The 14,051-nt window shown below is 70.2% G+C and carries 9 protein-coding genes; 5 read left to right on the forward strand and 4 right to left on the reverse strand.

Going from position 1 to position 14,051, the window contains the following annotated elements:
* Nucleotides 1-105: 105 nt before the first annotated feature.
* The 3 genes from ACWD3H_RS46435 to ACWD3H_RS46445 all read right to left on the reverse strand — a co-directional run bounded on the left by ACWD3H_RS46435 (nt 106) and on the right by ACWD3H_RS46445 (nt 3,791).
* On the reverse strand, nt 106-1,173 hold the full coding sequence (locus ACWD3H_RS46435; RefSeq protein ID WP_451959618.1) for an ABC transporter permease: 1,068 nt from the start codon (nt 1,171-1,173) through the stop codon (nt 106-108).
* Nucleotides 1,163-2,185 carry an ABC transporter permease gene (locus ACWD3H_RS46440; RefSeq protein WP_355568932.1) on the reverse strand — a complete coding sequence of 341 codons (1,023 nt, stop codon included), beginning with the start codon at nt 2,183-2,185 and terminating at the stop codon, nt 1,163-1,165. Before ACWD3H_RS46440 ends, ACWD3H_RS46435 begins: the two co-directional genes overlap by 11 nt.
* Nucleotides 2,186-2,249: 64 nt before the next feature.
* The gene (locus ACWD3H_RS46445; protein WP_451959619.1) at nt 2,250-3,791 is read right to left on the reverse strand and encodes a sugar ABC transporter ATP-binding protein; all 1,542 of its coding nucleotides are present in this window, start codon (nt 3,789-3,791) and stop codon (nt 2,250-2,252) included.
* A gap of 220 nt (nt 3,792-4,011) precedes the next feature.
* Here ACWD3H_RS46445 and ACWD3H_RS46450 point away from each other — a divergent pair, with 220 nt between their 5' ends.
* The 4 genes from ACWD3H_RS46450 (at nt 4,012) to ACWD3H_RS46465 (ending at nt 9,361) form a co-directional block, all read left to right on the forward strand.
* Nucleotides 4,012-5,019 carry a LacI family DNA-binding transcriptional regulator gene (locus ACWD3H_RS46450; protein WP_451959620.1) on the forward strand — a complete coding sequence of 336 codons (1,008 nt, stop codon included), beginning with the start codon at nt 4,012-4,014 and terminating at the stop codon, nt 5,017-5,019.
* Nucleotides 5,020-5,069: 50 nt separating this feature from the next.
* Nucleotides 5,070-6,488: a rhamnulokinase gene (locus ACWD3H_RS46455; protein ID WP_451959621.1), complete on the forward strand. Its 1,419-nt coding sequence runs from the start codon at nt 5,070-5,072 to the stop codon at nt 6,486-6,488.
* Nucleotides 6,489-7,005: 517 nt separating this feature from the next.
* Nucleotides 7,006-7,656: a lysophospholipid acyltransferase family protein gene (locus ACWD3H_RS46460; protein WP_355557303.1), complete on the forward strand. Its 651-nt coding sequence runs from the start codon at nt 7,006-7,008 to the stop codon at nt 7,654-7,656.
* 73 nt (nt 7,657-7,729) lie between these two features.
* Entirely contained in the window at nt 7,730-9,361 is a 1,632-nt protein-coding gene (locus ACWD3H_RS46465; RefSeq protein ID WP_451959622.1) for a penicillin-binding transpeptidase domain-containing protein, read from the forward strand.
* 66 nt (nt 9,362-9,427) lie between these two features.
* Here ACWD3H_RS46465 and ACWD3H_RS46470 read toward each other — a convergent pair whose 3' ends face one another.
* Complete coding sequence (locus ACWD3H_RS46470; protein ID WP_350923712.1) at nt 9,428-9,718, reverse strand: DUF3040 domain-containing protein; 291 nt, start codon at nt 9,716-9,718, stop codon at nt 9,428-9,430.
* A gap of 846 nt (nt 9,719-10,564) precedes the next feature.
* Between ACWD3H_RS46470 and ACWD3H_RS46475 the strand changes: the two genes are divergently transcribed.
* Nucleotides 10,565-13,780, forward strand: coding sequence for a S41 family peptidase (locus ACWD3H_RS46475; protein WP_451959623.1), 3,216 nt, complete (start codon nt 10,565-10,567; stop codon nt 13,778-13,780).
* The last annotated feature ends 271 nt before the right edge of the window (nt 13,781-14,051 follow it).

Consider the following 14,051-nt stretch of genomic DNA (forward strand, 5'->3'; position numbering starts at 1 on the left):
TCCTTGGTGGTGCCGCCGCCGCAGGCGGCGAGCCCGAGCGAGAGCAGACCGGCCATGACCGCGGCCGAGGCGGACCTTCGCGAAACAGTGAACATCTGTTCTTCCTCAGGATGCGGGGGGTGTGGGCGATGGGACAGGTGACGGGCGGCGCCGGCGTTGCCCTATGACGGCAACGAGACGCGGGGTGATCACCGAGATGATCAGGAGGAGTCCGGTGACGATCGACTGGATCTCCGTCGACACGTCGTTGAGCATGAGCAGGTTGCGGAGAAGGCCGATGAGCAGCACTCCGGCGATCACCCCGCCGAGGGTGCCCTTGCCGCCGTCGAAGTCGACGCCGCCCAGCAGGACGGCCGCGATGACGGCCAGCTCCAGGCCCATGCCGTTGTCGGCGCGGGCGCTGCCGTAGCGGAGGGTGAAGACCACTCCGGCGAAGGCGGCGACCGTGCCGGAGAGCACGAACAGGATGAGCTTGATGCGCTTGACCCGGATGCCGGCGAACAGCGCGGCCTCCTCCTGGGCGCCGATGGCGAACAGCGAGCGGCCGAATCCGGTGGCGTGCAGCACGACGCCGGTGATGATCGCCAGCAGGACGAACAGCGCCACCGGGTAGGGGATCGGGGTGCCGGGAACATCCTCCACGGCGAGGGAGACGTACTGCTGCGGGAACTCGGCGATGGCCCGGTCCCCGAGCACCACGTAGGCCAGGCCCCGGTAGAGCGCCAGCGTGCCGATCGTCACCGCCAGTGACGGCAGTCCCAGCCTGGTCACCAGCAGACCGTTGACAAGGCCGCATACCGCCCCGACCACGACCACCAGCGGGATGATCGTCTCGATCGCCCAGCCGGCGTCCCACAGGGTGCCGACCAGCGCGCTCGACAGGCCGAGCACGGAGGCCACCGACAGGTCCACCTCGGCGGCGACGACCAGCATGGTCATCGCCAGTGCGATCAACGCGATCTCACCGAGGTCGCCAAGGGCGAAGGACAGGTTGTCGACGCCGGCGAAGCCGGGCGATCCCACCGAGCCGCCGATGAAGACGAGCAGCAGGAGCAGGCCGACCAGCACGTCCCAGCGGAGGAACCGGCCTGGCGAGCCACGGTCCGGCAGCCCGGCGAGGAGCGGAGCGGCCGTGTCCGCGGCGCCGGTGGCGGACTTCACGTCAGGAGCCATTTCGGAAGTTCCTCCTCCGCAGTACCCTCGCGACCCGCAGGGCGAGCAGCCGGTCGACGCTGATCGCCAGAAGCAGCAACGCGCCGGTGATGGCCTGCTGCCAGAACGGGCTGACCTTGAGCACGACCAGCGCGCTGGTGATCGTGGTGAGTAGCAGCGCGCCGAGGGCCGCGCCGTATACGGTGCCGACACCGCCGGTGATCGCCACGCCGCCGACCACGACGGCGCTGACCACCTGGAGTTCCCAGCCGTTGGCGGCGTCGGCGACGACGGTGCCGAACCGGGAGAGCCAGAGCACCCCGGCCAGGCCGGCGAGCGCACCGCTGAAGAGATAGGCCGCCATGACACGGCGCCGCACGGACACACCGGCCAGTGCCGCCGCCTCCGGGCTGGAGCCGATGGCGTAGAAGTCCCGGCCCGAGGCGTAGGAGCGCAGGTAGTAGCCGACGGCCAGCATCACCAGGACTGCGATCATCGGCAGGTACGGGATGCCGAACACCGTGCCGTTGCCCAGCGACAGCAGTGCCGGAGGGAGGTCGACGGCGTTGATCTGCCTGCCGTGGGCGATGTAGTGGTCGACGCCCTGGATCACGTACAGCGTGCCGAGCGTCACCACCAGGGCCGGTACTCGGCCGAAACTGACCAGCAGGCCGTTGACCAGTCCGCAGAGCGCGCCGAGCCCGACGCCCAGGACCACCGCGAAGACGATGCCCCTGCTGTGGTCGGCGGCGAGGAAGTCTCCGACGGTAAAGGCCACCAGGCCGACGACCGAGCCGACGGACAGGTCGATGTTGCGGGTGATGACCACGACGGACTGGCCCACGGCGAGCAGCACCAGGATGGAGGCGTTGAGGAAGATGTCCTTGACGCCCTGCTCGGACAGGAAGTTGCCGTTGACGCCCACGGTCACGATGACCAGGACGGCCAGTGCCGCCACGATGCTCAGCTCGCGGGCCCGGAAGACCAGGTCCACCAGGTTCCGGGTGCTCCGCCCGGCGGTGACGGCGCTCATGAGGCTTCCTCCGTCCGCCGCATGACCCGGGCACCGTGCTTTCCGGCGCCCTCGTTCCTGTCGATCACGAGGTCCCTCCGGTCGCTGCGGTCATCACGCTCTCCTCGGTGGCCCGCTCCCGCGGGATCTCTGCGACGAGCCGCCCCTCCTGCATGACGAGCACCCGGTCGGCCATGCCCAGCACCTCGGGCAGGTCGGAGGAGATCATCAGCACGGCGAGCCCGTCGGCGGCCAGCTGGGACAGCAGGCGGTGTACCTCGGCCTTGGTGCCCACGTCGATGCCCCGGGTGGGCTCGTCGATGATGAGCACATCGGGCTTGGTGGACAACCACTTGCCCAGCACGACCTTCTGCTGGTTGCCGCCGGAGAGCACGTTCACCGCGTCCGACAGCCGGTTGAACTTGAGCTGGAGCCGGATGGCCCAGTCGCGGGCGCGGTCCCGCTCGGCGGCCCGGGAAATCACCGGGCCACGGCGCAGCGCCTTCAGGCCGGTGATGCCGATGTTGCGCTCGATCGAGTGGTCCATCACCAGCCCCTGCTGACGCCTGTCCTCGGGGACCAGGGCCAGGCCCGCGGACATCGCGGCGGTCGGGGACGCGGGCGGCAGCCGCTCTCCGTTGACCTCCACGGTCCCGGCGTCCCAGCGGTCCACTCCGAAGATGGCCCGGGCGACCTCGCTGCGCCCGGCGCCGACCAGCCCCGCCAGTGCCACGATCTCGCCCCGCCGCACCTCGAAGGAGACGTCGGTGAACACGCCCTCACGGGTGAGCCGGCCGACCTTGAGGGCGACCTCGCCGACCTCGGTCTCCTGCTTGGGATAAAGGTTGTCGAGGTCGCGGCCGACCATACGGCGGATCAGGTCGTCATGGGTCAGGCCCGCGACGGGTTCGCTGGCGATCCAGCCGCCGTCGCGCAGCGTGGTGACCCGCTGGCAGAGCTCGAAGATCTCATCCAGGCGGTGCGAGATGAACAGCACCGCGCAGCCCTGCTCGCGCAGCGCCTTGACCACGTTGAACAGCCGGGTCACCTCGTTGCCGGACAGCGCCGCGGTGGGTTCGTCCATGATCAGCACCCGGGCGTCCCGGGAGAGCGCCTTGGCGATCTCCACGAGCTGCTGGTCGGCGATGGACAGGCCGCGGGCCGGCTGCTCGGGGTCGAGCGCCACGCCGAGTCGTTCGAACAGCTCGGCGGCCCGGCCGTGCATGGCCCTGCGGTCGATGCGGCGGAGCGCGGCCTTGGGCTGCCGGCCGATGAAGATGTTCTCGGCGACCGACAGGTCGGGGAACATCGTGGGTTCCTGGTAGATCACGGCCACGCCCGCCTGCTGGGCGTCGGCGGGACTGCCGAATTCCACCGGCTCGCCGTCCAGCAGGACCTGCCCGGTGTCCGGACGGTGCACCCCGGCCAGGGTCTTCACCAGGGTGGACTTCCCCGCGCCGTTCTCCCCGGCGAGCGCGTGCGCCTCTCCGGCGTAAAGGTTCAGAGAGACCTCGCGCAACGCCTGCACGGCGCCGAACGCCTTGCTGACCCCGGCCAGTGCCAGGACCGGAGGGGCCCCGCCGGGGGACGGCCCGAGTGGCGCCTCTCCTTCGCCCGGTGCGGTCACCGCGCCACACCCCTTCCCTGCTCTAAAAACGTTTTAGAAGACTGACCGGACGCTAAACCGCAGCGTCAGACATTGTCAATGGGTGGTGAAGGTCTCGTTTCCAACGCGTTACGACAACTACGCAGGCAGGGGATGGTGGGCCCATCGTCATCTTTGAGTAGGGTCTTGTCGACATCGTGTAACACGTTTTAATCTATGCCGGGTCAAGGGGGGACAGCAGGTGAGCGGCGTCGGCATCAAGGAGGTCGCTCGGGTCGCCGGGGTCTCCCCCGGCACGGTGTCCAACGTGCTCAACCGGCCGGAGCGGGTCGCCCCCGAGACCCGGGAGCGCGTCAGGCGCGCGATCCGCGAGCTCGGCTTCGTCCGGCACGGCTCCGCCTCGACGCTGCGCGCCGGGCACAGCCGGACCATCGGGCTGTCGCTCATGGACATCGGCAACCCGTTCTTCACCGACGTCGCCGCGGGCGCCGAGGACGTCGCCAGCGAGCTCGGCTACGCGGTGATCCTCGGCAACTCGGGAGGTTCCCGCACCAAGGAGGAGCACAACCTGCGCGTGTTCGCCGAACATCGGGTACGCGGCGTGCTGATCACGCCGTCGGACGACGATCCCCGGCGGCTCGACGGGTTGCGCGAGCACGGCATCAGCGTGGTGCTGGTCGACCATCCGGCGTACCGGCCCGACCTGTGCTCGGTGAGCGTCGACGATGTGGCGGGCGGCCGGCTGGCCACCCGCCACCTGCTGGAGCGCGGCGCGCGGAGCATCCACCACATCACCGGCCCGCCGGCCATCCGGCAGTGCGCGGACCGCAGACGGGGCGCGGAGCTGGCTCTCGCCGCCGCGGGTCTCGCCCCGGCGACCGCGCTGGAGACGGTGGAGATGCCCGCGATGACCGCGCGGGCAGGCCAGGAGGCGGCGGAGCGGCTGGTCCGCTCCGGGCGGCTGCCCGAGGCGATCTTCTGCGCCAACGACATGCTCGCCCTCGGTGTACTGCGCGGCCTGCACCAGGCCGGGGTCGGCGTGCCCGGCGACGTGGCCCTGATCGGCTACGACGACATCGACTTCGCGGTGGCCTCGGCGGTGTCGCTGAGCTCGATCCGTCAGCCCACCTACGAACTCGGGCGGATCGCCACCGAACTGCTGCTGGACGAGTGCGGCAACCCCGGCGAGCACGCCCACCGGCAGATCATGTTCCAGCCCGAACTGGTCGCCCGCGAGTCCACCGGCTGAGCGGCGGACGGAACGGCGGCGGCCACCTGACCACGAGTGGTGAGTGACAGATGAGCGTTTACGCGGCGGTCGACCTGGGAGCCTCCAGCGGCCGGGTGATGACGGCGCGGATCGAGGACGAGCGGATCAGCCTGACCGAGGCGCACCGCTTCGCCAACCGCCCGGTCCGGGTCGACGGCACCCTGCACTGGGACATCCTCGCCCTCTATCGGGGGGTGCTCGACGGGCTTCGCGAGGCCGGGCCGGTCGACTCGATCGGCATCGACTCCTGGGCCGTCGACTACGGGCTGCTCGACGGCGCGGGCCGGCTCATCGGCAACCCGGTGCACTACCGCGACCGGCGGACCAACGGGATCATGGAGCGAGTCGTCGCCGATCTGGGAGCCGACACGCTCTACCAGGTCGGCGGCTTGCAGTTCCTGCCGTTCAACACCGTCTACCAGCTGCTCGCCGAGCCGGGCCTCGACCGCGCGGAGACGCTGCTGATGATCCCGGACCTGCTGACCCGCTGGCTGACCGGTTCCGTCGGCGCGGAGGTCACCAACGCCTCCACCACCGGCCTGTACGACGTGCGGACCGGCGACTGGGCCCGAGGGCTGGCGGAGCGACTGGGCCTGCCGACCGGGCTCCTGCCGGAGCTGCGGCACCCCGGAACGCCCGCCGGGACGCTCCTGGCCGAGGTGGCCGCGGAGACCGGGCTGCCGGGTTCCACCCCGGTCACCGCGGTCGCCTCGCACGACACCGCCTCCGCGGTGGCGGCGGTGCCCGCGAGCACCGAGCGGTTCGCCTACATCTCCTCCGGTACCTGGTCGCTGGTCGGGCTCGAACTCCCCAGGCCCGTCCTGACCGAGGAGAGCCGGCTGGCCAACTTCACCAACGAGGGCGGCCTCGACGGCACCGTCCGGTACCTGCGCAACGTGATGGGCCTGTGGATCCTGCAGGAGTGCATGCGCACCTGGGGCGAGACCGACGTGGCCGGCCTGCTCGACGCCGCCGCGCAGGCCGTCCCGTTCCAGGCGGTGGTCGACCCCGACGACCCGGTCTTCATGCCCCCCGGCGACATGCCGGCCCGGATCGCGACCTACTGCGAGCGGACCGGCCAGCGGCCCCCGCAGGGACGGGCGCAAACCGTACGGTGCGTGCTGGAGAGCCTGGCCCTGGCCTACCGGCGCACGCTCCGCGACGCCGTACGTCTCAGCGGCCAGGAGGTGGAGGTCGTGCACGTGGTCGGCGGCGGTGCCCGCAACGCGCTGCTCTGCAAGATGACCGCCGACGCGACCGGCCTGCCCGTGGTCGCCGGGCCGGTGGAGGCCGCCGCCCTCGGCAACGCCCTGGTCCAGGCCCGCGCCCAAGGCGTGGTCTCCGATATCCGCGCCCTGGTGCGGCAGAGCGAGCGGTTGGTCACCTACCTTCCCGAAGAGGTCGAGGAGCCATGGGCCCGTGCGGAGGCCCGGCTGGCCGGCCGCTGAGCCTCCCCCGCGGCGCCGCGCCGGCGGTCCCAGCGGCCGGCCACCAGAAGTCTTGAATCTTCTCCTCCCGAGGCGAGGGCGGCGGAGTCCGATTCCCACCGTGAGCTGCGAGTGACCGGAGGCCGCCGGCCATAGCTGACACGCCGGTGACGGGAGAAGCGGAATAACCACCGGCGGACGTCCGTTAGAGTGATCGTGCCGATGTGGTTTGTGTCCCCCGGGCCGCAAATTACCGCCTTCACGGAATACCGTTCGGCTGGAGCCGTGTTGTGCCTCTCGCCGAGGAGGCGACCGCCACATCGGCACCAAAACATCGCGTCCCGCGAGCCCCCCAGGCTCGCGGGACGCTTCTTTTTCACCGGGCCCGACCGGAGGATTTCGTCGGGCTCGCCCCGGAAAAGAGCCACGCTGTTGGAGGAGGGCCACAAACCCGGCGGCTCCGCTTGTGCGGGTGCGTACAACCGTCGGCCGTCGGGCCACCACCTAGTGTGGTGAACCCGTCTCATGAGGAGAGTCCGTGCTCTATCGCCTGACCAAGACCGTCAGCGCTCCGATCCTGCATCTGCTCTGGCCGACCACGGTCACCGGGCATGAGCACGTTCCCGTCACGGGTCCGGCCATCATGGCCTCCAACCATCTGTCGATCCTCGACTCGACCTTCCTGCCGCTGGTGCTCAAGCGCCAGGTACGCTTCGTCGCCAAGGCCGAGTACTTCACCGGTAACCCCGTCACCGCGATGTGGATGCGCGCCACCGGCCAGATCAGCATCGACCGGCAGAGCCCCACCTCGGCCCAGGACATGCTCGACGCGGCGGCGAAGGTGCTCGGCGACGGCGAGCTGTTCGGCATCTACCCCGAGGGCACCCGCTCTCCCGACGGCCGCCTCTACCGGGGCAAGGTCGGCGTCTCCTGGCTGGCCCTGGCCACCGGCGCGCCGGTGGTCCCGGTGGCGATGGGGGGCACCGACAAGGTGCTGCCGATCGGTGCCGCGAGACCCAGGCCGGGCCGGGTGAGCGTCCGCATCGGCAAGCCGATGACCTTCACCGGTTCCGAGACGAGCGCGCGCGACCGGCGTAGGGTGACCGACGAGATCATGGCCGCGATCCAGGAGCTGTCCGGGCAGGAGTACGTGACAAGCTACGCGCCCAGCCGTACACAGGACAAATGATCATTTATCGGAATATCTCGCGCAGGTCACGCTAGGCTGCGGCGCTGGGGCACCGAGAGCTGGGGGGGATCACGTGGCACGGGGTAGAACTATCGCGATCACATCGGCGGCCGTCGTGCTGGTGGCGGGGGCCGCCGGCGGCGGCGCCTGGTGGTACCTGCACACCAGGGGCACGCCCGAGGAGACCGCACAGCGATTCGTCGGCGCCTGGCAGAGCGGCGACCTGGCGGGCATGCGCGCCGAGCTGGGAGCGCCGGACCCGACGTTCGCCACGACGTACGACAACATGCGCAAGGCCCTGGCCGTGGAGAACACCGTCGTACGGCTCGACGGAGTGCGCGAGACCGGGGACGGCACCGGCCAGGCCTCCTACACCGCGACGCTGAAGCTGAAGGACGTCGGTGAGTGGAGTTACTCCGGCAGCGTCGACCTGGCGGTCGTCGACCGGCACTGGCGGGTCAGGTGGTCGCCCAGTGCCGTCCACCCCGACCTGACCGCGACCACCGCCTTCGCGCTGAGAACGAAGTGGCCGGAGCGTGCCGCGATCACCTCCGCCGACGGCGCCCGCATCGACGGCGCCGACGTGGGCGGCTCGGTGCAGCAGCTCGTCGGCTACCTGGAGAAGGCCACGGCGAAGAGCGTCGCGAAACTGGGGGTCCCCTACAAGGTCGGCGACGCGGTCGGCGCGAGCGGGTTGCAGAGCACCTTCCAGAAGCGCCTGGCCGGCACCCCCGACACCGAGGTCGAACTCGTCGGCGCGGACAAGAAGACCGTCAAGACGCTCGGCAAGATCGAGGGTGAGGCCGGCCAGAACCTGGAGACCAGCTTGGACATGCGGGTCCAGCGAGCCGCGGTCGAGGCGGTCCGCGACCTGAAGAAGACCACCGCACTGGTCACGATCAAACCCTCGACAGGCGAGATCCTCTCGGTGGTGAACAACGAGGGCGGCTTCAACCGGGCACTGGACGGCAACTATCCCCCCGGCTCGACCTTCAAGGCGGTCACCGCCGTGGGGCTGCTGGCCGAGGGGATGAACCCGGGCGATCGGGTCACCTGCCCCAAGGACGTCAAGGTAGGCGGCCTGCCGATCCGTAACTCCCACCACGCCGCCTACGGTTCGGTGTCGCTGTCCGACTCCTTCGCCCACTCCTGCAACACCACCTTCGCGCCCCTGGCCAAGGAGCGGCTGGGCGCCGACAAGCTGCTGAGCACCGCGGAGCTGTTCGGTTTCAACAAGCAGCTCAGCATCGGCGTCCCGGCCGCCAAGGGCAGCTTCCCCAGAGCCCAGAGCGACGCGGAGCTGGCCGCGGAGTCCTTCGGGCAGGGCCGGATCACCGCCAGCCCGCTGATGATGGCCTCGGTGGCCGCCGCGCTGGCCGACGGCACCTGGCGCCCGCCGACCCTGGTCCCCTCGATCAAGCAGAAGGCGGAGCCTCGGGCGCTCCCCGAGGCCGTCATGCCCGGCATGCACCAGATGATGTCCGCGGTGGTCACCAAGGGAACAGCGAAGGACGCGGGCCTGCCCCGGGGCACCCGGGGCAAGACCGGGACCGCCGAGTACGGCGCGCAGGGCGACCTGAAGACCCATGCCTGGTTCATCGGCTTCCGCGGCGACCTGGCCTTCGCGGTGATCGTCGAGGAGGGCTCCGGCGGCGGGGCGGTCGCCGCCCCGGTGGCCGCCGACTTCCTGCGCGCCCTCGGCTGACGGACGGCCGCGATCGCGGCGACGGTCACGGAGGCCCGCAGAGGGGGCCGCCGGCGACGGCTGTTGTCACAGCGGGAACGCAGCGGCCGCCTCGTGGCGCAGAACCATGATGAGAAGCGTGGCGATCAGCGTCGCGATCAGCAGCCAGCTGAACATGATGATGACCGTCGAACGGCGCAGGCGCCTGGCAGAACGCCCCCGGCCCTTCTTGGCGCCGCGTTTGCGGCCACCGCCACCCTCCTTGCGCTGGACACGCTCGTTGAACGACTCCAGCCGCGCGGCTAGCCGCGGATCCTCATCGACGAGATGGCGCTCGATCTGCAGCAGCATGCGCTCCTCGTCTTGTGACCAGGCCATGCATCACCTCCCCGGAACGCAAGCCATGTGCCGACGTTCTGCCCAATCGTGAAGATCATTATCCGTTCTGAGGGCTGCGATTTACCTCTTCTTTTCGCAGGCGCAATCCAAGCACGCGATCATGCCCTCCTCCGGGGCCGGAAGGGCCGCGGCTCAGGTGTCAGGCGATTCCCAGCCTTCTCCGCGATCTCGACATTCCCGCGGCCCGGATCGCCGCCATCGGCCGCCCCGGGAACAACGCCTCCCGCAGGACGTCGGCAGAGCGTCAGGCCGGCCTGGCGGAATGCCGGTGGCACGCTCACACCGGACAACCTCGAAGGCGACCTCACACTCCTGGCCGCCGCCGTCCGCTACGACGAGCCCGGCGTGCGCGACACCGGCGCGGCGGTTACGAGGACGAGCGCCCTCGCCGGAGCCCCCGGCGGCGAGGACCGCACATGATTCGACGCACCGACTGGCACCGACTGGCACCGCCCTCGACCACGCACCGCATCCGTAACCGCACAGATTGTGGGTGGTTGATGCCCGTAAAGGGTATTAAACCCCTCTGAGTGCCTAATCAAGGGCGTCGTCCATCAAGCACAACGGGGGAAACGATGACGGACACCAAGAACACCAAGGACAGTAAGAACAAGGCGGCGAAGAGCTCAGGTAAGAGCAAGAAGGCCGCCATAAAAGCGACACGCTCCGCCAAACAGGCGAAGAAAGAGGCCGGACAGCCCGAAACCAGGTTGCCCGAGACGGGGTCCGCCCACCCGGGTGGACGAGCCTCCTAGCCACCGAGGACGTGAAATCATGATCGGGCGACCGGCATGAAACCCGGTCGCCCGATCATGGAGTGACACGATGCCCGCCTACTTTCGTTTTCCGACGATCTTCGGCAACATGGTGGTCTTCGCCGCCGAAGACGACCTGTGGATGGTCACCGCCGGCGGCGGGCGGGCCTTCCGGCTGACCGCCGGGGTGGCCGAGGCGGGATACCCGCGTTTCTCCCCCGGTGGCGACCGGCTCGCCTTCGTCGGCCGCGAGGAGGGGCCCGAAGAGGTCTACGTGATGCCCGCCGACGGTGGCGCGGCCCGGCGGGTGACCTACCACGGCGCCCGGTCCAGCGTCACCGGCTGGGATCCCGGCGGCGGCATCGTCTACGCCAGCGACCAGGGCCAGCCCTTCGACGGCCGCAACCGGCTGCACCGGGTGGAACCGGATGGGATGCCCGAGCTCCTGCCGTACGGCCCGGCCAACACCATCTCCTACGGCCCGCGGATCGTGCTCGGCCGCAACACCGCCGACCCCGCCCGGTGGAAGCGCTACCGAGGCGGCACCGTGGGCGATCTGTGGATCGAGACCGGCGACGACGGGCGGTTCCGGCGGCTCACCGCGCTTCCCGGCAATCTCGCCTCGCCCTGCTGGGTCGGGGACCGGGTCTACTTCATCTCCGACCACGAGGGCGTGGGCAACGTCTACTCCTGCGACGCGAACGGCGGCGACCTGCGCAGGCACTCCGACCACGCCGACTACTACGCCCGCAACCTGTCGGGCGACGGCCACCGGCTGGTCTACCACGCCGGGGCCGAGCTCTACCTGGTGGAGGACGGCGAGTCGCGCCCCATCGAGGTACGGCTGCGCAGCTCGCGTACCCAGCTCAACCGCCGCTTCGCCTCGGCCGAGAACTTCCTGGACAGCGCCACGCTCAGCCCCGACGGCAGTGGCCTGGCCATCACCACCCGGGGCAAGGCGTTCTCCTTCGCCGCCTGGGAGGGTCCGGTACGCCAGCACGGGGCGCTGTACGGGGTGCGCTACCGGCTGCTGAACTGGCTCAACGACGGTGAGCGGCTCATGGCGGCGGCCAGCGACGAGGGCGACCGCGAGGTGCTGGTGGTGCTCACCGCCGACGGCTCCGCCGACCCCGTCAGGCTCGACCACCTCGAGGTCGGCCGCGCCACCGCGCTGGAGGTCTCCCCCACGGCCGACCTGGTCGCGGTGGCCAACCATCGCAACGAGCTGATCCTGGTCGACCTCACACCGGAGAAGTCCCCCAGAACCTCCAGGCGGAAAAAGGGTCTGGCACGGGGCAGGACCGTCGACTCCAGCGTGTTCGGCGCGATCGAGGACCTGGCCTGGTCCCCCGACGGCCGCTGGCTCGCGTACGCCTGCCGGGACACCGCGCAGACGACGGCGGTGAAACTGTGCCGGGTCGAAACAGGCGAGACCTTCTTCGCCACCCGGCCGGTGCTGCGGGACGCCCATCCCGCCTTTGACCCGGGCGGCGACTACCTCTACTTCATCGGTCGGCGTGTCTTCAATCCCGTCTACGACGAGCTCCACTTCGATCTGGGCTTCCCGCTGGGCTCCCGTCCCTACGCGATCGCGCTCCGCACCGACGTCACGTCTCCCTTCGTCCCCAAGCCCCGGCCGCTCACGGACGACGACGACGGCGACGACGAGAACGAGGACGAGGAGGTGCCCGAGGTGGTCATCGATCTCGACGGCATCGAGAACCGGATCGTCGGCTTTCCCGTCCCCGAGGGCCGCTACGAGGGCATCGCCGGTATCAAGGGCAAGGCCGTCTACCTGACCTTCCCCGTCGAGGGCAGCCTCGGTGACGACTACGCCGACTCCTCCGAAGGCACCCTGCACGTCTACGACTTCGCCAAGCAGAAGCAGGAGACCATGGTCGGGGACGTGTCGGAGTTCCGGCTCGGCCGTGACCAGAGCACGTTGCTCTACCAGGCGGGCAGGCGACTGCGGGTGGTCAAGGCGGGCGAGGAGCCTGAGAGCGACGAGACACCGGGCCGGACGAGCGGATGGGTGGACCTGTCCCGGGTCAAGGTGTCCATCCGCCCCGAGGCCGAGTGGCGGCAGATGTTCAGGGAGGCCTGGCGGCTGCAGCGGGAGAACTTCTGGACCGAGGACATGGCCGGGCTCGACTGGGACGGCGTCTACCTACGCTACCTGCCGCTGGTCGACCGGGTCACCACCCGAGGGGAGTTCTCCGACCTGCTGTGGGAGCTCCTCGGCGAGCTGGGCACCTCGCACGCCTACGAGAGCGGCGGCGCCTACCGGCCCCGGCCGCACTACCGGCAGGGCAAGCTGGGCGTCGACTGGGCCTTCGAGGACGGCGTCCACCGGATCGCGAAGATCGTCGGTGGTGACCGGTGGGACCCCGAGGCGACCTCGCCGCTCAACCGCCTCGGAGTGGACGTACAGCCGGGTGACGTGGTGCTGGCCGTCAACGGCCAGCCCGTCGGCACCGAGGTCAGCCCCGACGAGCTGCTGGTCAACCAGGCCGATCAGGAGGTCCAGCTCACCATCCAGCGCGGGGACGAAAGGCGGACCGTCACCGTCAAGGCCGTCGACGACGAGCGGCCTGGCCGCTACCGCGACTGGGTGGAGGCCAACCGAGCCCGCTGCCACGAGCTCAGCGACGGCCGGATCGGCTACCTGCACATCCCCGACATGGGCCCGGAGGGCTACGCCGAGTTCCACCGCGGCTTCCTGACCGAGTACGACCGAGAGGCGCTCGTGGTGGACGTCCGCTTCAACGGCGGCGGCCACGTGTCGGCGCTGCTGCTGGAGAAGCTGGCCCGGCGCCGCCGGGGTTACAACTTCCCCCGCTGGGGCGTGCCCGAGCCCTACCCCGAGGAGTCACCACGCGGCCCGATGGTGGCGATCGCCAACGAGTGGGCGGGCTCCGACGGCGACATCTTCAGCCACACCTTCAAGCTGCTCGGCCTGGGCCCGCTGATCGGCAAGCGCACCTGGGGCGGGGTGATCGGCATCTGGCCCCGGCATCACCTGGCCGACGGGACGGTCACCACCCAGCCGGAGTTCTCCTTCGCATTCGACGACGTGGGCTGGCGGGTGGAGAACTACGGCACCGATCCCGACATCGAGGTCGACATCACTCCGCAGGACTACGCGGCGGGCGTGGACACCCAGCTGGACCGGGCGATCGAGGTCGCTCTGGAGCGCCTGGTCCTGCAGCCGCCGCACACCCCCAACCCGGCGGCCCGCCCCCGGCTCGTGGTGCCGCGCCTGCCACCCCGCCGGCGTTCCCGCTGACCGCGAGCCGGCCCGGGCTCGGGCACTGCCAGGCCGCCCAACAAACCGATTGTTCTCCCGGAGGCCGTCTGCTGTCCTGCTGAGGACGGTCGATCGATCAAGGAGACGAAAAGGGGCGACCCGGTCATCGTGCTTGACCGGGGCCGCGTCACCGGCCACGTCACCGGCCGCAGCCCGCTCGGCGAGCTGCTGGAGAGCTGTCCGGAGACGCGGTGGTTGTGCAGCGAGGAACTCGCCGCCGAAGCCGTGGCGGATCCCGCGTCACGGGCAC

Source organism: Streptosporangium sp. NPDC002607 (assembly GCF_053592655.1).